The organism is Clostridium pasteurianum (assembly GCF_001705235.1).
Lineage (GTDB): Bacteria > Bacillota > Clostridia > Clostridiales > Clostridiaceae > Clostridium_S > Clostridium_S pasteurianum_A.
This window is the reverse complement of sequence record NZ_MCGV01000002.1, coordinates 107,839-128,058: the sequence shown is the minus strand read 5'-3', so window position 1 is coordinate 128,058 and position 20,220 is coordinate 107,839. Positions and strand designations below refer to the sequence as shown.

At 30.0% G+C, this 20,220-nt stretch carries 17 protein-coding genes; 7 read left to right on the top strand and 10 right to left on the bottom strand.

Annotation, left to right across the window (positions count from 1 at the left end; all coding sequences use genetic code 11):
- Positions 1–164: 164 nt before the first annotated feature.
- Entirely contained in the window at positions 165–1,493 is a 1,329-nt protein-coding gene (locus tag BEE63_RS20745) for a helix-turn-helix transcriptional regulator (RefSeq protein WP_066023408.1), read from the bottom strand.
- 230 nt (positions 1,494–1,723) lie between these two features.
- On the opposite strand from BEE63_RS20745, the gene BEE63_RS20740 reads away from it, so the two are divergent.
- The 5 genes from BEE63_RS20740 (at position 1,724) to BEE63_RS20725 (ending at position 7,917) form a co-directional block, all read left to right on the top strand.
- The gene (locus BEE63_RS20740) at positions 1,724–2,500 is read left to right on the top strand and encodes a transglycosylase domain-containing protein (RefSeq protein WP_066023407.1); all 777 of its coding nucleotides are present in this window, start codon (positions 1,724–1,726) and stop codon (positions 2,498–2,500) included.
- Between the two features lie 22 nt (positions 2,501–2,522).
- Entirely contained in the window at positions 2,523–3,455 is a 933-nt protein-coding gene (locus BEE63_RS20735) for a glycerophosphodiester phosphodiesterase family protein (RefSeq protein ID WP_066023406.1), read from the top strand.
- A 1,450-nt stretch (positions 3,456–4,905) separates the two neighbouring features.
- Positions 4,906–5,061, top strand: coding sequence for a hypothetical protein (locus tag BEE63_RS21900; protein WP_157797079.1), 156 nt, complete (start codon positions 4,906–4,908; stop codon positions 5,059–5,061).
- Positions 5,062–5,278: 217 nt separating this feature from the next.
- Complete coding sequence (locus BEE63_RS20730; protein WP_066023405.1) at positions 5,279–6,682, top strand: radical SAM/SPASM domain-containing protein; 1,404 nt, start codon at positions 5,279–5,281, stop codon at positions 6,680–6,682.
- Between the two features lie 2 nt (positions 6,683–6,684).
- Entirely contained in the window at positions 6,685–7,917 is a 1,233-nt protein-coding gene (locus tag BEE63_RS20725; RefSeq protein ID WP_066023404.1) for a hypothetical protein, read from the top strand.
- Positions 7,918–8,000: 83 nt separating this feature from the next.
- Here the strand turns inward: BEE63_RS20725 and BEE63_RS20720 are convergent, their stop codons facing one another.
- The 4 genes from BEE63_RS20720 to BEE63_RS20705 form a co-directional block, all read right to left on the bottom strand.
- Positions 8,001–8,555, bottom strand: coding sequence for a hypothetical protein (locus tag BEE63_RS20720; RefSeq protein ID WP_066023403.1), 555 nt, complete (start codon positions 8,553–8,555; stop codon positions 8,001–8,003).
- A gap of 14 nt (positions 8,556–8,569) precedes the next feature.
- Positions 8,570–9,061, bottom strand: coding sequence for a hypothetical protein (locus BEE63_RS20715; protein WP_066023402.1), 492 nt, complete (start codon positions 9,059–9,061; stop codon positions 8,570–8,572).
- 341 nt (positions 9,062–9,402) lie between these two features.
- Entirely contained in the window at positions 9,403–10,419 is a 1,017-nt protein-coding gene (locus tag BEE63_RS20710; protein ID WP_066023401.1) for a G1 family glutamic endopeptidase, read from the bottom strand.
- 114 nt (positions 10,420–10,533) lie between these two features.
- On the bottom strand, positions 10,534–10,977 hold the full coding sequence (locus BEE63_RS20705; RefSeq protein ID WP_066023400.1) for a hypothetical protein: 444 nt from the start codon (positions 10,975–10,977) through the stop codon (positions 10,534–10,536).
- A 460-nt stretch (positions 10,978–11,437) separates the two neighbouring features.
- Here BEE63_RS20705 and BEE63_RS20700 point away from each other — a divergent pair, with 460 nt between their 5' ends.
- On the top strand, positions 11,438–13,165 hold the full coding sequence (locus tag BEE63_RS20700; RefSeq protein WP_066023399.1) for a methyl-accepting chemotaxis protein: 1,728 nt from the start codon (positions 11,438–11,440) through the stop codon (positions 13,163–13,165).
- Positions 13,166–14,174: 1,009 nt separating this feature from the next.
- Here the strand turns inward: BEE63_RS20700 and BEE63_RS20695 are convergent.
- The 4 genes from BEE63_RS20695 to BEE63_RS20680 all read right to left on the bottom strand — a co-directional run bounded on the left by BEE63_RS20695 (position 14,175) and on the right by BEE63_RS20680 (position 17,588).
- Positions 14,175–15,020: an alpha/beta fold hydrolase gene (locus tag BEE63_RS20695; protein WP_066023398.1), complete on the bottom strand. Its 846-nt coding sequence runs from the start codon at positions 15,018–15,020 to the stop codon at positions 14,175–14,177.
- A gap of 56 nt (positions 15,021–15,076) precedes the next feature.
- On the bottom strand, positions 15,077–15,502 hold the full coding sequence (locus BEE63_RS20690) for a MarR family winged helix-turn-helix transcriptional regulator (protein ID WP_066023397.1): 426 nt from the start codon (positions 15,500–15,502) through the stop codon (positions 15,077–15,079).
- A 624-nt stretch (positions 15,503–16,126) separates the two neighbouring features.
- Positions 16,127–16,900: a polymer-forming cytoskeletal protein gene (locus BEE63_RS20685; RefSeq protein ID WP_066023396.1), complete on the bottom strand. Its 774-nt coding sequence runs from the start codon at positions 16,898–16,900 to the stop codon at positions 16,127–16,129.
- A 1-nt stretch (position 16,901) separates the two neighbouring features.
- The gene (locus BEE63_RS20680) at positions 16,902–17,588 is read right to left on the bottom strand and encodes a YhbD family protein (RefSeq protein ID WP_242874997.1); all 687 of its coding nucleotides are present in this window, start codon (positions 17,586–17,588) and stop codon (positions 16,902–16,904) included.
- A 207-nt stretch (positions 17,589–17,795) separates the two neighbouring features.
- Here BEE63_RS20680 and BEE63_RS20675 point away from each other — a divergent pair, with 207 nt between their 5' ends.
- The gene (locus tag BEE63_RS20675; protein ID WP_066023394.1) at positions 17,796–18,266 is read left to right on the top strand and encodes a hypothetical protein; all 471 of its coding nucleotides are present in this window, start codon (positions 17,796–17,798) and stop codon (positions 18,264–18,266) included.
- A 558-nt stretch (positions 18,267–18,824) separates the two neighbouring features.
- Here the strand turns inward: BEE63_RS20675 and BEE63_RS20670 are convergent.
- Positions 18,825–20,060, bottom strand: a complete 1,236-nt coding sequence (locus BEE63_RS20670) for an Nramp family divalent metal transporter (RefSeq protein ID WP_066023393.1) — start codon at positions 20,058–20,060, stop codon at positions 18,825–18,827.
- Between the last annotated feature and the right edge of the window lie 160 nt (positions 20,061–20,220).

Below are 20,220 nucleotides of genomic sequence, written 5' to 3'. Positions count from 1 at the left end.
CTGCAAATGACATATATAGTCCTGCAATAAAAATAAATAAAAGTAAAGTTTTCATACTTAATTTATGATTTTTAAAAAACACAATAATCATATCCTTTCATATATAATTTAATGTATTTATAAATTTTTTATGGTTTTATAGTCTTATATTAAATTTGTATTTTTTATGAAACACAACAACCACGTTCTCTCACATATGATTTCATGTAGTTATGAATTTCTCTTAATGATTCATAGTCTTTTTTATCTAAGTAGTAGTCTATTAGCTTGTTTATGAATTGCAAATTTATTTTTTCACCTTTACCTATAACTGATAAAAATATGTCTTTAATTTCGTTAATTCTTTTATCATCTTCATCAATAACATATATATCAAATAAATCAGAAAGTGTATTATTCGCTATACTATATTGATTGTATAATTTAGCATAATCTAAAGATTTTAAAAAATATGCTTTTGCGAGCTTTAGATCATTTAACTTTTTACATAATTTTGCTGTTTCACAATATATTTGTGATACACGTTTTGAGGATTGAGATATTCCATCAATATTTTCTGAAATGTCCTTTAAATATTTTCTGGCCATATCAACATTATCGAGTTTAATGTAGGTATCTACTAAATTAAATAATGCTATTATGTATGATTCATGATTATCTTTGCTTAAAGAGTTAATTACTTGGTTGAATATGCTTAAACTTTTATCATATTCTTTAAGATATTGGAAACAAACACCTTCTTGCTCTAAAAGTTCATAATATTTATCCATATTTATTTCCTTAACTATACTTTCAATCTTTTTTAATTGCAAAAGTGCTATTCTGTACTCTTTTATTTCTATATAGCACAAAGAACTATTAAAAATAAATATAGAATAGTATTCCTTGCTCATGTTAGGAAATCGTTTTAAGGCAAAATCACAACATTTTATATCTTCCTCATATTTATTCATGTAATAATAGACCATTGATAGTTTCCTGAAGATAGATACTAGCTTTTCATTATGAACGTTACTATTTATTAATGCTTTGGCCTTTTCATAATACAGTGAGCTTTTGTACAAATCATTATTTCTGAAAAAATAGTCACCAGCAAGTTCAAAAATAGCAATTTTCTTATCTAATAAATCCCAATTAGCCATGAAATTTTCAACTTGGTTTAGCTTATAAGTAAAGCTATCGTCTTTATAAAAACTTAAATCCTTAAGTTCAGCTATATACTTATCTAGCATTTTATCAGCCTGTGATTTTTCATCTTCCATTAAATATTCTACAGTTTCATCAATCCTAATATGTCTTTTAGTACAAATATTTTTTAAGTTTTTTATTACAGTTTCAGCTACACTTTTAGTGAGATTGGCTTTTCCATGTTCTATTTGGCTTATTAAATTTCTAGTCACATCATTGCCAGATACTTCTTCCTGCTTTACGTTGTACTTTTGTCTTAAATTTTTAAGTTTATCAGCTACAGATATTATTCCATCAGCCCCCATAAATATCACTGCCCCTCTAGTGTAAAAATTGTTTGTTACTATTATATAATTATAGCATTAAATATATTTTATGTAAATATAAAACAAAATTAGTTATAATTTATAATGGAAAAAATTGCTCTATTTCTGCAGAATTTTAGGTACATTCGTGGTATATTTAATATTACTATTTCCTGTTATAATAAGAGTAAGAAAAAAACAGAAGAATAAATGCAGAAAGGATTTCAAAAATGGTTAGGAAAAAAGCTAAGAAAATCGGGATAATAAAACGTTTACTGTTATGGATTTTAGCACTAATTTTAATTTTTAGCGCAATTGTCTATTTTAAATATTCTTCAACAGTTAAGACTTTGTATCATAATGCTAGTGTGAAAGTAAATAATTGTTCGGATAAGACCTTTAAAGATAATGCATATTCTTTGAACAATGGTAGATCATTATACTTGCAATCTCAAGAGATTCCGGATAATGTAAAGAATGCATTTGTTTCTATTGAAGATAAAAGTTTTTATAAACATGGAGGCGTAAGCATACAAGCTGTTCTTAGAGCTGTATATTCATACTTTGCAAATGGCGGTAAGATAACCCAAGGGGGTAGTACTATTACTCAGCAATTGGCACGAAATGTGTTTTTGAATTTTGATAAAGACTACAAAAGAAAAATAGAAGAGATGTTTATTGCAATTAATCTTGAAAAAAAGTTTACGAAAGATCAAATATTGGAGTTCTACATAAACAATATTAATTTTAGTAATGGTGCATATGGTATCGAAGCAGCTTCAGAGAAGTATTTTAGTACGGATTGCAAAAATTTAAATATTTCTCAAATATGCTTATTAGTTGCTATACCTAATAGTCCGGAGTATTATAATCCTATAAAGCATTTAAATAATACAATAATGAGAAGGAATTTAATATTAAAAAAAATGAGAGAATATGATTATATAACTGAAAAGCAGTATCAGGATGCTGTAAATTATAAGATAGTTTTAACTTATAAGAAATGATGTGAATAGGGGGAATAATAAAATGAAAAGAAAATTATGTATAGTTTGTCTTATTTTTATGATTGGAATACCAATTCTTCTAACTAGAGTCAGTAAGTATGATAGAATTCCCCATAGTAGGCCTATTAAAATTGTTTTAAAGAAGGGTATTTCAGAGCAAATTAAAAGAAAAAATAGATTAAGACAGATTAGAGCTGAAAAGATTTATTTATATAATACATTACCTGAAATTAGAAGAGCAAAGGTAATTGCCCATAGGGGACAGGGATTTGGTGGACAAGAAAATTCACTAGGAGCTCTTGAAGATTCAATGAAAGCTAAAGTGGATTATGCAGAAATTGATGTCCAGGAGACAAGAGACGGAAAAGTAGTATTGATGCATGACGAGAACCTTAAAAGGCTTACTGGTTTAAGTGCGGACGTTAACCATCTCACATATAAACAAATTGAAAGATTAAATATAGCACCGCCGTTACACAGGAATGATGTAGTGAGGATTCCTACACTGGATAGAGTAATAAAAAAATGTAATAATAGGCTCAATTTAATAATAGAAATAAAACCATATGGGAATACAGAAGATCTTACTAATAAAGTAGTTAAAATTATTGAGGATAACAACTATGTCAATCAGTGCAAAATTCATTCTGTAAGCTATGGAATTCTATTACAGGTTAAAAGGCTAAATCCTAATATACAAACAGGCATTATTGTTTGTGGACGTACAAGTGGTTTATGTTCGATGAATGTGGATTTCTACAGTATAGAAGATGATGTACTAAATAAGAATTTGGTTAATGATATTCATGCTGTAAATAGAAAAGTATATGCTTGGACTGTTGATGGAAAAGCAGGCGTTAATAACATGCTAGGCTTGGATGTTGATGGGATCATATCAAACAAGCCTCGATTGTTAATGAATATAAAGAAAAAGAAAGTTATTCATAAAATATAGGATGGCAGTAACAGTGATTTGGAACATTAAAATAATTCTATAAATCTAAGGTAAAAAAATCTTAAAATCCTAAGAGTTTTCAATAACTCGCTGAGAAGATGCTCAGACAAATTGAAAACTCTAAGTATTTTAAGATTTTTTTACCAAGATTTATTAGAATTATTTTAAATCGTTCCAAATCACTGTTGCTGCCATTTAAGGAAAGGACAAGGAAGAAATTCCTCCGTGCCTACGGAATTTTAGGAAAGTTATCATACATTGAGGAATTGGTTAAATGAAAAACCAACTTCCGTTTGCTTGATTTTTGCATAATTAACTACCTCATGTCCTAATATACCATATAATTTATCTATAGCTTCTTTTACAGCTGCTTTACTGCAACTTTAGCTTTAAATATATCTTTTCACTCTTACACGTAGTTATTGTGTTGCAAGAGTTACAAACATAGGGGTAACGGTTAATCTTAGAGAATATTCATTACAAGTCCTATAACAGTTTATAAGTCTACATTTCTTATACTGCTTGCCGAAATTACTATTACACAAATTTGTTTTAATACAACTTATTCGATTTTGATCTAATCCATATTCAATTATAAGACGATCTTCTATTCTAAGGTGTTTCCTTTGCATAGCTTATTATTTTACATAATTAAGCTTCCTAATATGCTTAGAGCAAATATCAATCAAAGTTAATTATATCAAATAATTTGAAAGACGAGGCTGTCGCACTAAATAAAAAAATTGCTACCTAAGTTTGGGGTTTTAGCGGAAAAAATATGCCACTAAAAGGTTTGAGGTCGGCACGACCGAAGTGTGGGGTGCTGACATCGCTTCGCCCGTCAGCAGGTGATGGGTTTCACCTTCGGCAAAAGATTATAGATACCTTTCCTCCGTTTTACTATGGAAAGCTTTTAATTTAAATTTTAGATTTTCGGGAGCGTTAGCGGAAGAAAAACATCAATAACCTTCGCCACAGGCAAACCCCTCACCTATTAACGAACGTAGCAATGTTAATATCCCACACTTCAGCTTTAGCTGATTACAACCTTTTTCATCTCGATAGATGACGAAACCCCCCCAACTTGTGTCGCTTTATTTTTAAACTACGAATTATTAATTTTTAATGCGACAGCCTCACTTTTCAATTAACAAAAAATATTTACATATATACATTTGTTTTAATTAATATGTAATAAATAGTTTTACTTTATTTAAATAGAAACTGTTACACATATTTACATAAAACCTATTCTATGAGATAATAATACAGTTAAAAGTGGTATGAATCAACTTGCATATGGAATAAGCACACTTAAGGGGAATATGGCATAGGTTAATGATATGGAAGATAATATGGGTAACCTCAGTGATGCATTTTCAAAGTCGATCAGCCTAGTAATATCAATTATTTACATGGATAAAATTTAAAATAGAAGGAGGTGATAAATATGAAATCATTAAATAGCAAAAAAGATTTATGGACAGAATTATCAGTTGAAGAACTTGAAAAAAGAGAAGAATATGCTTCAACTTATTGCTTTGAGTGCTTCAATTGTTTTGATTGCTTCACTTTCTTTAATTGCTTCACTCTTAATACTAAATAGGACAAGCTAGTTGTGAAGTATGGTATTTGAGATGAATTATTTCTATTTTTATTAAAAAGTTCATGCTAAAGTGCATTATAACAAAGATAGCAGAAGAATAAGTGATAATATATTTAGTTGTATTTTGGAAATTAAGGTCTTTCAAAATACAATTCTTCTGCTTTTTTATTTTTAGCAATATTTTTATCAAGAGAATTATAATAAGGGGGAAATAAAAGTGATTTTAACGAAGAACATACTAAAGTATTCTTTAAATGATAATAATACTTTAGTAATTAATACTATGTCGGGTGCATTCGATATAATAGATAATGAAACAAAGAAGAAGATTGAAATGATAAAGAATGGTACATATGAAAGTAATAGTGATGACAAAGATTTAATAAATACTTTAAAATCACGTGGATACTTATATAATGATGTTGATGAAGAAAATAATACAATAAATAAATACAGAATTTTAAATAATAAATTAGAAATGCTTACAAAAAACAATAGCTTTACTATATGTCCAACTATGGGATGTAATTTAAGATGTACATATTGTTTTGAAACGAATGATTTACATAAAGAGTTTCAGGTTATGTCAGATGGGCAGCTTACTACTATATTAAATTACATAAAAGAAGTAGTAAATGAAAATAGAAAAGCAGACAATCAAGCAAGAAAAAAAACAGGAAAAACTTCCATTTCTCTTTTTGGAGGAGAACCACTCTTAAAAACCAATTATGAAGTTGTTAAAAGGATACTACAATTTTCAAGTGATTTAGGAGTTGAAGTGAAAATAATTACCAATGGAACAACAATTAAATTTTACGAAGGGTTGCTATCAAAGTACTCTAAAATTATAAAAATACAAATTACATTGGATGGAAATAAAGAAATACATGACAAAAGACGTATTAGAGCTGATGGTACAGGCTCATTTGATGAAATATGTGACAGTATAGATGAATTGGTTAAATTAAATATTTGTGCAGCTCTTAGGATAAATATAGATAAGGAAAATATAAAATCATTATACAAATTGATAAATCTAATTAAAGATAAAAAATGGAATGAAGCTAAGAATATCATTACATATGTATCACCAGTATTGGACTTTAGTAAAAATGATACAACATTTAAAGAAAGTGAATTACTTACTAAGATAAATGAACTTTGTCCTGATTTAGGCAAATCAAATGCGGTAATTAAAAGGATAGTATCTCCTGTAATAAATTATTTGGATACATTTCTTAACTTAGATGTTAAAATGAAACCCTGGAAAGTGAACTATTGTGAGGCTACATCTGGAACTAGTATCATTTTTACACCTAATGGTAGAATAAGTACATGTTTACTGATAGCTGGAAAATGTAAAAGTGACATAGGAACATTTGATGAAAAAGGCATTTATTTCGATGAGCATATGACGAAATTATGGTTTGAAAGAGATGTATTTAGAATACCAAAATGTAGAGAATGTAAATTTAGATTTATATGTGGAGGAGGATGTCCAGTAGAAGCTATTGACGTAAATAATGATATAGACTGCGCTGTTTGCAGTGATATTGAGAAAACATTACAAGTCTATATAGATTCTATAAAAGATAAGATATTAGAGAAATATGGAGTATAATTATGGAATATGACTTTTTGAAAATCAAAAGCTATCAGGAAAGAATTGAAAAGGAATCAGGTGGCAAGAAAGTATATATACTGTCATTTGGTGAGGAACATCATATGAAAGTATCTCCATTAGCAAAAGAAATAATGGATTGCTTTGATGGAAAAAAAACTGGTAAAGAAATAATTAATGAACTTCATTCTAAAAATATAATGTTTGAACACTCAGACTTTATTAAGTTTGTTAATGACATATTGATAAAAAATTCACTGCTGGAGGGAATGAATTTCAATTCGGTAAGAAAAAGCAAAAGTAGGTTGTGGATTCATATACCGCTGATTTCTTCAAGTAAGTTTAAGAAATTATATAATATCTTAAAGTTTTTTTATCAGAAAAATGTATTCATTACAACAGTAAGTTTAATTGCAATATGTATTGGATATAATTTAGTTAATGATATACTGAATGGTTCATTAAGGATAAATGTAAAAGAAACTAATTCAGTAGGAATATTATGCTTTTTATACTTTTCGCTAATAGCTCACGAATTTGGGCATATTACTGCGGCTTCAAAATATAACGTGGAATCTGGGGATATTGGAATAGGTATGTACTTATTTAATCCAGTAGTATATGTTGACATGACAAACTCATGGAGATTAAGTAAAAAGGCTAGAGTATTAACAGATATCGGTGGGGTGTATTTTCAAAATATAATGGTAGTTCCATTGACATTATTAGCCATTATTACAAATAGCTATACAATAAGGGTATCAATAATGGCAGTGGTATTTATGTCTTTAATAAACTTCATGCCATTTTTAAAGTTAGATGGTTATTGGTTATTAACAGATTCTTTAGCACTAATAAATGTAAGTGAGAAGTCCGTGAGCTTTGTAAAAAATTCAATACATATGATTTTTAAGGAACATAAGCTTAATTTTATTAGCAATAAAAGTAAATTAAATAGTAAGGATTTAGTCTATTTTATATATGGTGTGTTATATTTAACCTCAACATTAATTATGTTTATTTTGGGAATTTCAATGAGCATAAGTTTAGTAAAAAATTATACAGAATTAATTAGAAAAATACATTTAATTATTTACGATATATGCAACTTTAATATAAGAGCTTCTCTTTCGAATATTAATAATATATTCTTTTCGATTTTGCCATTATTTTTTATAGTATATTTTATTTGTGAGTTTATTAAAGGAATTTTTAGTAAATTAATAAAGGAATAACTATTACTTAGGAATACTCATCACATCTTGAGAAGCAGAAGGAAGCTGTTTACCAAATCCTTATGCTTCTAATTATTCATTTTTTAACTCTTAACTTTTAATTCTTCATTTTTTATTTCTTTTATAACGTTGTTCAAAAATGATTTTATGCTTGTGTATACAGCAGAAGAAAGATCCCTTGCGTTTAGTTCGTTGCGTGCAAGTAGATGTTTAAGAACATTAATCATGCATTCCTCATTGTATGCTGGCGCTTTATCATTATTATCTTGATACTCAATTGCTGCGTCTAAAAGACCTAGTGAATCCCTGTCAGATGGAGAAAGAGTCTTTGAATAATCCAGAAACTCCTTTATTACATGCCCTGGTGCTGAGGGTGGCGGAAACATTACAAGTCCACAATTTTGTTTGACCCACTGGAGGGATTTTCCTTTAAAATTTTTGTCAAAAAGCTCATATAGAATCATATCTCCTTCTCTGTCACATTCAGGTTCACTTTCAATATCCTTTAACATCAAATCTTCTGAGTCAGGCTTATTAATAGCATTTTCTAATTTAGTTGAAAAACCTGTACTAGGGACTTTATTATTTTTGGTTACTCTATTAAAGGTTGGAGAAGTACTTGTAGGTCTTATTTCCATATTGTCGCCTCCACTTATTGAACCGTTATTGTAATAGAATCACTAAATGATGGATATACAAGAGAACCACCTCTATATGTTGGATTTGATGATTCAGTACATACTTTAATAGTATGTTTGCCTGGAGTTAAATTATCAACAGGATAAGCATTTATACTACCATAAGCCTCTTGGCTGTCTTGATATGTCAAAAAATAATTAAAATCTTCAACAGGATTTCCGTAGTATTTACCATCTACAAAAAAGCTCGGTCTGTTTCCGTAACCTATTGATTCTGTATATATATAAGCAGTTGATCCATATACAGGGTCTTTTTCAGCTACGGATGTTGGTAAATATTCGTCCTTTCCATAGCTATTTCTGACAGCATCATAAGAATACCCTATAATATTAAAACTACTTAAAGCTGGTGCTTCTTCTGCAAATACTTTTTGATTGCCGCATGTTGAAAAAATTCCAACGAATAATAATAAACTCATACAAAAAATTGAAAAAATTCTTTTCATGTAAATTACATCCTATATTTTATAATTAATTACTAATATACATAATCGTATTCTATATGTAAAACTTAAGGTGATTTACAATGACAAATGGCTATTGAGCATTATGTAAAGAAATTAAAAGCTTTGGATATTAAAAACACTAAAATTAGGGTTAGATTCTGGCAAAACATTAAAAATAATAACCTTTGCTAGAGTCTAACCTTAATTTTACATATTGAACTTTTTTTATATTGACATATTTTTCTTTTAATAAATCCAGAACTTATAGTATTTATGCTTATAAAATACTGTTTTGTTCCTTAAATTCCTAAAAGTGTATTTTTACTGGCATCAATATTTAATTATCTATCATAGTAAAAATGACTTCCACGTCGATCTGGCATAATCCTTTTAAATCTTCTTACGTTATAATCAGAAGACTCATTAGAACTTAACGTTGTAGTACTAAAGGATTCTCCATCTGAACCAAGCGAAGAAGGTGAAATCATAATGGTATTATCGTTACTTGATACCATAGCAACAGGTTTAGCATTATTAGCTGAGGCATTTAAAGGTTGTCCATTAACTAATGCTGATTGATATTGAATGGTACCCATATTGGCTAAAGGAAATAATTGATCATCTTCACTAGAAGGATCTTCACTAATCCACTCTGCTGATGTTCCAATTCCTTGAATGTAAGAAGGATCTAAGGTTACTGATATAGTTTTTGTTTCAATTTTATTATCAGGAGTATTGGCTGTAAAAGTTAAATTCCATACTGAGCTTGAATCCTGGGCTTTAGATATATTAACATTAATTTTTGATCCAATAGGAACACTCATCACTTCTTGAGAAGCAGAAGGAAGTTGTTCCCAAAATACTTCTGCTACTGGTTGTCCATTTTCTAGCTGCTCCATTGTACCCATCTGAAGGAGGTCTGAAGATGTTACCCCGCCTAAACCAATCCATTGTGCAGCTGCTGAATTTGAGCTACCTTCTGAAATATTAGGTACTATCCAACTACCAGAAACACTATTATAACTGTTATTGGAATTAGGAGTATCTATATATCCTGCCCAATTTTTTGACCCCTCTGTACTTGCGGGTAAACTTGTAACTGTCGATGTATTCTGAGGTTTAGCATTTTGAGTACTATTATTTTGCCAATTATTAGAATCACCTGTTGTATGCAATTGCCAGCTAGTTTTCTTGTGTATTTGTCTTCTAATTAAATTTCGCTTAGGAAAATAGCTAGATAAAACATACTGTTTTTGTGAAGGATTTTTGTAAGAAAACTTATTTATAAACGCTAAATTTCCCAATACTACTAATGCTGATAATGATAGCATTAAGACTTTCTTTGATGAATTTCTCATTGAATATCCTCCCTTAAAGTAAAATTAAGAATTAAGAAAGAAGAATTAAAAATGAAGAATGATTTTCTGCCGCTTTGCTCTGGAAAACCTACATTCACTCTTAACTCTTAACTTTTACTGATTATTTGAATTATTATTTTTACTGAAGCTTCCGTGCAGCTCCTGCCATACAGTATTTGCTTGATCTTGAGTAATTGTGCCATCTTGAACTAGTTTATTTAATGGATTAAAGTTTTGTCTATTTCCATTAGTATTATTTTGATTATCTTTATTTTGTCCACCTCTATTATGTTGTCCGCCGTTACCACGTTTTCTTGTTGTCAAGGTTGTTAGGATTTTATCTGATTGAGTTTGATTGATTGTTCCCTTTGATACAAGGTCCTTTAGTTTTTCCTGATATTTTTGTTTCATCTGCGATACATCAAATTTTTTTGAACTATTTGATGATCCATTAGAGGCAGAAGCACTATTTTTTTGGCAGCCAGCTAATAGAAATATAGCTAAACTGACAGTAAATAAAAGCATGACTATTTTTTTAAAAGATTTTGATTCCTTCATGGGAAATTCCTCCTGATACAGCCCCTAATATATGTAAGAGCATTTAATTTAATATGAGAATATTATATTTTTATTTTGTGACGGTTATTTGTCAGGGCAGTTAATAAAGTATTAATAAAATATTACAATATATTGCAGCTCAATTTAAAAGAGTAACATGCATAAGAAGTTAGTATTTTGTTTATAAATTATTAATGCTTTTTATAAAAGTTTTATAAATACGGTTTTTTACGTATTATCCACTATTTCCTTTACTTTTAAATACATTTATATAATTTTAAGACAATATTTTTCGAATATTTTTAATGATGGCTCTTATTATTAAAATATAGTATATATCGTATATATCAGTGCCCAATTAACGTTAAATAGGCATAATTTACTTAATTAAATCAAGTAAAGTTGTGTCAAAAAATGTCGATAGTATAAATACTTAAAAAAGCTTAGGAGGAATAAATTCATGAACTTCAATAAAATAAAGCTGTCAAACAAGTTAATTATTGGTTTTTCTTTAATGACTATTTTGGTAATGAGTGCATCTTTATTATCAATATTTAGGCTACATCAAATTAATGGAACAATTGGTAAGATGGCTAATACGGAAAATAAGAAATTAAGCTTGTCGTACAATATGAGAGGTAATATTAATAAAATAGCAATAAGTTTGAGAAATATAGCCATTTCTAATGATAAGGATTACATGGAAAAAGAAAAAAAAGTTATGGATGAAAGTATGACAAGTTATACTGAAAGTGAAAAACAACTTGGTAATCTTGTTTATACGGAAAAAGGTAAACAAAAGTTCAGCGAGATACAAAAAAATCGCGAAGCTGCATTTACAGTTTTTAATGATGCATTATTAAAAAGCATGAAGGTTGGAGTAACTAATGAGGAGCTTCAAGGCATTCTTGCTGAATTAGATAAGCCACAGAATAATTTGATTACAAGTATACAGGATATGATAAACCTGCAGGATAAATTAACACGCAGCGAAGCACAGGTTTCACAAGATATAACAGCGGCTTCTACTACACAATTAATTATATTTTTAATTGTAAGTATTATTTTGGGTATAGTACTTACATACCTTATTAGAAAAAGTATTGTAAATCAAGTTAAAGAAGTAATGGAGGGTGCATCAAAATTATCTAAAGGTGATCTTAATTTTGAGATGAAGGTAGCTGCTCAAGATGAAATAGGGAAGACTATTACTGGATTAAATAGTGCTGTTGAAAAACTTAACGAAAGCATGCACTCAATTAAAGATGAAAGTGAGAGTATTTTGAAAAGCAGCGAACTTACAAATGAAATGTTTTCCGAAGTAAGTGGTCAAATTCAGCAGATATCAGCAGCTACAGAAGAAATATCGGCAGGAATGGAAGAATCTTCCGCAGCAGTTGAGGAAGTTACATCAATGGCAACTACAGTACAAGAAGAAGTTAATGTTTCTACCCAAAATGCACGTCAAGGTTTAAATGTTGCACTTGATATACAGGAAAGAGCAGTGGCGGTAAATAATGATTCTATAAGGGCAAGAGGAAATGCAGAAAATATATACCAGGATGTAAAGGCAAAATTGGAACAAGCATTGGAACAGGCAAAGGTTGTAAGTGAAATATCAGAAATGGCAAAGAGCATAGATGAAATAGCCAATCAAACAAATCTTCTTGCATTAAATGCAGCAATAGAAGCTGCGAGAGCTGGAGATCAAGGAAAGGGATTTGCAGTTGTTGCTGAGGAAGTAAGAAAACTTGCTGAACAATCGTCAAATACAGTTTCTGAAATTGAAGGTAAAATTAGTACAGTATTAAGTGCAGTAGGAAAACTTTCAGATTCGTCACAAAATATTTTGGTATTTATTGAAAAAGATGTTCTTAAAGATTATGATAAATTAATTTCAATTACTAGTGAATATAAAAAAGATGGAGATACATTTAAAGACATAATAGAGAGGTTTGCGGATATTTCTAAAAATGTCTCTGATTCCATAAATCAGATTACAAAAAGTATGGAGGATGTTTCAGTTTCAGTTTCAGAAGTAGCAAAGACCTCTGGAGACATTGCATCAAATGTTATGAAGGTAAATAATAAAAATGATTCTATAATTGTTGAATCAAATAAGAATGCGGAAATTGCTTTGAGATTAGAAAAGCTTATTGATGGATTTAAAATAAAGAAAGGGAAGTAACCTTGATTTGGAACATTAAAAAAATCCTATAAATCTAAGACTTAAAAATCAAAAAATCCTAAGATATTTCAATAACTCGCTGAAAGGATGCTCAGACAAATTGAAATAACTAAGTATTTTATGATTTTTAAGTCAAGATTTATTAGGATTTTTTTAAATTGTTCCTTCATCAAGGTTACTTCCCTTTAGGAGTAAAGCAAGGAAGAAATTCCTCCGTGCCTACGGAATTTTGGACGTAAATAATGTGTATTAGGCATAATTAGTTTGTGAGGTGCTGACATTGCTTTGCTCGTCAGCAGGTGATGTGATGGTGGCCAAAGCCTTGTATATGATAATAACTAAGTATTTTATGATTTTTAAGTCAAGATTTATTAGGATTTTTTTAAATTGTTCCTTCATCAAGGTTACTTCCCTTTAGGAGTAAAACAATGAAAAAATTCCTCCGTGCCTACGGAATTTTGGGCGTAAATAATGTGCATTAGGTATCACTGGTTTAGAGGTGCTGACATTGCTTTGCCCGTCAGCAGGTGATGGAGATTAGCCAAAGCCTTGTATATGATAATAACTAAGTATTTTATGATTTTAAGTCAAGATTTATTAGGATTTTTTTAAATTGTTCCTTCATCAAAGTTACTTCCCTTTAGGAGTAAAGCAAGGAAAAAATTCCTCCGTGCCTACGGAATTTTGGGTGTAAATAGAGTGTACTGGCCGTTATTAGTTTGTGAGGTGCTGACATTGCTTCGCTCGTCAGTAGGTGATATGTGCACCCAAGTCTTGTATATGATAATATGTAAGTATTTTATGATTTTTAAGTCAAGATTTATTAGAACTCTTTTAGGCATCTGAAAGAAAATAACAAGTTCATATTGTGAAATAATTTTGTGTAATACGAGGAAACTGGTTCTGCTAATACTAGACAGTCTTAGTGGGGTCAGTTGACGAAATGTTACGCAAAATTAGTCACTAGATGGACTTATTATTTTTTTGAAGATGACTTCAATCATCAATGTTAATTTGCTTTTGAAGTAACGCAAGGTGAAAATTCTTCTACTCTTTCAAGCCATTCTTTAATCAAGGAATCGAATAGTTCCTTTTGTTCCATTTGCAGGCCGTGTCCTGCCATGTCAAGTACTGCGAAGGTTGCTCTAGGATAGTTTTCTAAAATGCTCCAGGCATCTTTATATCCTACATGATCATCCTGGCGACCTAGGAGCATGAGAGTTGGTTTTGTAAATTTTTTATTTATGTCATCAACTTTAAAAGAAAATTCAAATCCGCCGGCATCAAGGTTCTCTAGAAAATCAATGTCTGCTATTTTTATCCCTGAAAGTACTTCATCTCTATATCTTTCCCATTTAGGTTCATCCTGTACAACCTGTATAGAATCAAAGGATTTTGCATCTCTAGGATCTAGCTTCGATAATAAATCAGTATCCCTTTTTAAAACAATATGTGGTGGGACATTTCGTTTCTTTTCATCTAAAAAAATGGCTGGACATATTAATAGTAAACCATCTATTCTTTCTGCCATTTTGTAAATTACACCTCTTGCTAAGAAGCCACCAAAGGACTGACCTGCAAGTAAAAAGTTTTCACCTGGGATAACCTTATTTATGAAATCAATTATGACTTCTAGCATGTCATCTAAATTTACAATCCAGTCTGCTCCTTTAGTTTTTCCCATACCTGGCATGTCTATATATATTCTCTTATAATCATTTCTATTTTTAAATATTGGTTCCATACAGCCTTCCATTATTCTGTGATCTACTGGAGATCCATGCAGCATGATAATTGGCTTTCCTGAACCATAAACTTCATAATTTACTTCTAAATTTTTTAATTTGCATTTCATTTTTAATTCCTCCAATTTACTTTGATATAAAAGTATTTTTTTAAAAAAAGAGAGTCTTAGAAGTTTTTATAGATTCTCTCTAAAAGACTCTGAAATAAAGCTTTTTCTTCATCTGAAATTCCCTTGTATTCAACCTTATATAGCTTATATGAAATTTCCCTGAAACCTGATTTTAAGTTCTCTCCTTTTTCTGTTAAATAAACGATGGTAGACCTGCTATCATTAGGGTCTTTTCTAGTTGAAATATATCCAAAGGTGGTCAGCTTATTTACTAAAGCTGTTACAGTAGATCTATCCCTGTGTATAATATCTGCCAGTTCTGTCATGGTTGCTTCTTTACGTTTAAAAAGCACTGATAAAATATCTCCATGTGAAGGTGCAATATTTTTTAGACCTAATGCTTCAAGCTCTTTAAGTATAAATTTATTAGCTTTTTCTCTGATTCTTGCAATTAAATTTATGGAATTATCTATATTATTCATATTAAATATAATACATTGATGTCAAAGTAATGTCAAATTAAAGCGAATTAACATTGATTCATAACATTAAAAAAATTCTATAAAGCTTATCATACATGGGGTTTGGGTCGTAGACCCATTATCCTTCTTTATAGAATATAGGCAATCTTAATATTTACGGTTAATAACTTTTATTCTTTAATATTAATGATTATTTAAACAAGTATTCTCATAATATAGAGAGTGCTTTTATTAGGTTAAGAAGGATAATGGGCTAAAGCCCAAACCTCATATACGATAATATTGAAAACTCTAAGTATTTTATGATTTTTCAACCAAACTTTATTAGAATTTTTTTAAATCGTTACTTCATCAATGTTAATTCGCTTTTTGAGTAAAACATGGATACCTTTCCTCCGTTTCACTATGGAAAGCTTTTAATTTAAATTTTAGATTTTCGGGAGTGTTAGCGTAAGAAAATTATCCATAACTTTTGCCGCAGGCGAACCCCTCACCTATTAACGAGCGTAGCAAAGTTAATACCCCGTACTTCGGCTGCGCCGATTACAACTTTTTTTCGTCTCGTTAGATGACAAAAAACCCCCAACTTGCTTAGCAATTCTTATAAATTACCAATTAAGGTTTTTAGTCTATTTTCTTGCAGATTGTTTTGGAGTTTGAATCCATATTTACTTTATTTCTGTATTCTATTGTATCTATAGTGCAGTCAGGTCCTATGGTGATGTTATTTCCTCTTACTATTTTCGCTGTGGTGCTTTCTAGGTAAATGTTATCTCCTTCTATGACATTGGTTACAAGACCTTTATAGCCTAAAAACATAGCTGCCATGTTAATAAGAGGATGATATTTACCAAGCTGTACTTTTATGTTTTCTCCGCCTATGTCTTTTACCCTACATTTGCCGTAAATGTCTATATTTATATCACCTGCATTTAAGAGTCCACCTATATTAAATGAGCCTGTTCCATCAAAGGTTTCTGCTTCACAATCACCGTTTATAGCTGCAGTACCGGATATTTTTATGATGTCTGTATGAAGACTTCCATCTATATGTCCAGAACCGCTTATTTTAATTTTTTTTGCGTTTACGTCACCTTGTATATGAGCAGAACCGCTGAACCTAGCATTGCCCGTAGTAATATTTCCTAATATATTTGTGGAGCCGCTTACTGTTATATCTTCAGTGTCTACATTTTTTAATATTTTAGTAGCACCGCTTATTTCAACTATTTTAGCCTTTATATTTCCATTAGCGGTGGAGGCACCAGAACATTTAAAGGAATTGCATTCTATATCACCATCTATTTTACTGGAACCGCTTGATCTTACTTCATTATATCTTCCTCCGCTAATGGTTCCGACTCCTGAAATTTTCGCATCTGATAGATTATTTTCCATACTAAAAACTTCCTTTCAAATAAGTTAATTTTGATTTTAATTCTTCGGCACATTTACCGGCGTCTATATTTAATACAAGTAATGCCTGTGATTCAAGGTACAATTCGTTTGGCAGTGCTACAAGGAAGCATACGGCCACTCCAAGCTTTCTTATAAGTACTACATTATAATATTTTCCCTCAAAGTTTTTGTGATTTTTTTCTAGAGTATCTAGTATTAATTTGCACTCTTCAAGGCTTGCTTTATCTGACTTAATAAACTTATCTATTATGATCATAAATAATACGTCATTAAATTGAAACATATTTATATTTTTATGTTTATTCTTATATAGGTTTATTACAGTTTGGGAGATTATAGTAAGTTTTAATAAGTCATCTTCCTTTAAAAGTACTTTTGAAAGTTCTGGAGAAAATATTTTTGCAAGTTCATCCAAGGATATATCATCCTTGAAGCTCTTTATTTTGTCTATTCTTTCGAGTATTTCTTTTTTAGGAAAGAAGGTTTCCTGTCCTGTAAAGCTTGATTTTTTTATAAACCATTTTTCTGGTATGAGTGTCTTCCTTTTCCATCGGTACAGCTGTCCGTAGGAAATTCCAGTTATCTTAAGTAAATCTTTTTTAGAAATTAATTCTGAATCCTCCATACTCTTAGTCCTTTCATTGTTATCATGTATATAGTGTAACATAACATTGTTACACAGGCAAGCGAAATATAAATTTTTAATCAACACATATGTACATATTCCATATATTAAAATTAGAACGCAAATTTATGTAAATTATAAAAAATGAGAGAGATAGTATACTGATGATGATACGACAGTAAAAAGGTTAAGGATGAACATGTAGGCTTTCATACATATTACTAATGTTAAAAGGTAGGTATTTTTATTATGTATTCGAAATACAGTTTGCCACTATATCTAAGAAAAAATTATAAAAATGATGATTTGAACAATGATTCTATGAGTAGGGTACCATGTTCAACGGTTGTCCTAAAGCGCATATGCTTAATACTTAATCAGTATGCTGTTAGATGGAAATCAAGTCAAGAAAATAGTTTAGTGTATTATGTCTACATTATAAATAATCTTAGACATGATATATTTAATATAAAATTAAAAGATACTTTACCGGATGGTGTGAAATTTGCAAATACCCGTATTGAACATGGGAGATATAAAAAATATAATAATAAAATTTTTTATTATATTAATAGAATAGAAGCATTTTCTTTTTGCAAAATTACTATATGCGTATATCCAGTAACTTTAGGAAAAAAAGTTAATTCAATAGAAGTTATAGGTGAAGAAGCAAAATGTACAGTTAATAACCCATGTAAAGTATGCAGCAAAGTGAATTAACATTGATTCGTAACATAAAAAAGTTCTATAAATCTAAGGTAAAAAAATTTTAAAATACTAAGAGTTTTGAATAACTCACTAGCGTTCAAATAGATTCAAAACCCTAGTATTTTAAGATTTTTTAGAACTTTTTTTAATTGTTACTTCATCAATGTTAATTCACTTTTGGAGTAAAGCAAGGAAAAAATTCTTCCGTATCCTTCTTTACCTTAATCAGGCATTCTCTATATTAATAAGAGTTCTAAATAATCATTACTATTAATAAATCAAAATTATTAATAGTAGACATTAAGGTAGTGTGTAATAATATAGTATGGACTTTTTCGTAGAGAAACGGAGAAAAATTTACCTTGCATTACCTCTATAAGAGAAATAAGAATTATGTGGAACGATTTAAAAAAATCCTAATAAATCTTGGCTAAAAAATCGTAGAATACTTAGATATTTCAATTGTTTGAGGATCTTCTCACCGAGTTATTGAAATATTTTAGCATTTTACGATTTTTTAACCTTAGATTTATAGAATTTTTTTAATGTTCCACATAATTTTTATTTCTCTTAAATGAATTTCTCTATTATAGGGAATGCAAACAAAATTATTGAAAGAGTAGCAATAAAGATAACTGTAATCCATATTACAATGTTTTGTAATTTATTATTTACGTACTTTCCCATGAGCTCTTTATTGTTTGTTAGTAAAACCATGAAAACCAATATAATAGGACATAGTATACCCGCTAAATCCTGTGATATTAGCATTATCTGTACAAGTGCAATTTTAGGTATTAATATTAGTGCAGCACTTACAAAAATCATAAAACCAGTAATGCTATAAAAGGCTGGTGCTTCTTTAAATGAGTGATCCATTCCGCTTTCGCATCCGAAAGATTCGCATATTGCGTAAGAAGTAGATAGTGGAATTACCATGGTTGCTAAAACTGAAGCTCCAAAAAGTCCAATACCAAATAATACTGCTGCATAGTTTCCAACTAGTGGCTTTAGTGCAAGAGCCGCTTGATCCGCACTAGTTATAGTTATATGAGCTTTAAAAAGCGTAACTGCAGTACATACTATTATAAAAAACGCTACCAAATCGCCCCATAGAGCGCCTAAGTAAACATCCAATTTTTCATATTTAAGTTCTTTTATGCTGATACCTTTATCAACTACAGATGATTGCAAATAGAACTGCATATAAGGTGTTATAGTTGTACCTATCATGCCTATAAATGTTAATATGTAATCTTTATTAAATTTTAAGGTTGGAGTAACTGCAGATGTAAGTACATTATTCCAATCCGGTTTAGCTGCAAAACAGGTTATTATATATGTAAAAAACACTAAGGTGAAAGCTAAAAATACTTTTTCAGTTTTATTATAAGAGCCTTTTGTAAGTATAAACCATATTATGAGTGCCATAATTGGAACAGATATATACTTGCTTATGTGAAAGAGCTCAAGACTTGCAGCAATGCCGGCGAAGTCTCCAATGCATACTCCAAAGTTAGCGATAAATAATACAACCATGGCGAAAAGAGAAAGTTTAACTCCAAATTGTTCACGTATTAAGTCTGCAAGGCCTTTTCCTGTTACTACGGCCATTCTTGCGTTCATTTCCTGTATTACTCCTAAGCTGAAGGTTATGAGAAGAAGTCCCCATAACATGCTGTAGCCATAGGAAGCTCCAACAGTGGCATATGTAGCTATTCCGCCTGCATCATTACCTGCATTTACAGTGATTAGGCCTGGACCTATTATGCCTAGTATAAAAAGAAGTTTGTTTTTTTTCTTCATTTAAATTACCTCCCTAACAGGCTTGCGTTAGAGAATGCCTTTTAGGCATACCAATGGATACAGACATTCTCTGAAGCTAATATTCTTTTGTATGAAATTTTAATAATACATAAATGACCAGGGTCTGCGTCCATTGATACTCACCTCCAAATGAAAAAAT

Coding starts and splice junctions, on each gene's coding strand:
- BEE63_RS20745 (WP_066023408.1), bottom strand. CDS start 1,493: ATGGGGGCTGATGGAATAATATCTGTAGCTGATAAACTTAAAAATTTA.
- BEE63_RS20740 (WP_066023407.1), top strand. CDS start 1,724: ATGGTTAGGAAAAAAGCTAAGAAAATCGGGATAATAAAACGTTTACTG.
- BEE63_RS20735 (WP_066023406.1), top strand. CDS start 2,523: ATGAAAAGAAAATTATGTATAGTTTGTCTTATTTTTATGATTGGAATA.
- BEE63_RS21900 (WP_157797079.1), top strand. CDS start 4,906: ATGAAATCATTAAATAGCAAAAAAGATTTATGGACAGAATTATCAGTT.
- BEE63_RS20725 (WP_066023404.1), top strand. CDS start 6,685: ATGGAATATGACTTTTTGAAAATCAAAAGCTATCAGGAAAGAATTGAA.
- BEE63_RS20720 (WP_066023403.1), bottom strand. CDS start 8,555: ATGGAAATAAGACCTACAAGTACTTCTCCAACCTTTAATAGAGTAACC.
- BEE63_RS20715 (WP_066023402.1), bottom strand. CDS start 9,061: ATGAAAAGAATTTTTTCAATTTTTTGTATGAGTTTATTATTATTCGTT.
- BEE63_RS20710 (WP_066023401.1), bottom strand. CDS start 10,419: ATGAGAAATTCATCAAAGAAAGTCTTAATGCTATCATTATCAGCATTA.
- BEE63_RS20705 (WP_066023400.1), bottom strand. CDS start 10,977: ATGAAGGAATCAAAATCTTTTAAAAAAATAGTCATGCTTTTATTTACT.
- BEE63_RS20700 (WP_066023399.1), top strand. CDS start 11,438: ATGAACTTCAATAAAATAAAGCTGTCAAACAAGTTAATTATTGGTTTT.
- BEE63_RS20695 (WP_066023398.1), bottom strand. CDS start 15,020: ATGAAATGCAAATTAAAAAATTTAGAAGTAAATTATGAAGTTTATGGT.
- BEE63_RS20690 (WP_066023397.1), bottom strand. CDS start 15,502: ATGAATAATATAGATAATTCCATAAATTTAATTGCAAGAATCAGAGAA.
- BEE63_RS20685 (WP_066023396.1), bottom strand. CDS start 16,900: ATGGAAAATAATCTATCAGATGCGAAAATTTCAGGAGTCGGAACCATT.
- BEE63_RS20680 (WP_242874997.1), bottom strand. CDS start 17,588: ATGTTACACTATATACATGATAACAATGAAAGGACTAAGAGTATGGAG.
- BEE63_RS20675 (WP_066023394.1), top strand. CDS start 17,796: ATGTATTCGAAATACAGTTTGCCACTATATCTAAGAAAAAATTATAAA.
- BEE63_RS20670 (WP_066023393.1), bottom strand. CDS start 20,060: ATGAAGAAAAAAAACAAACTTCTTTTTATACTAGGCATAATAGGTCCA.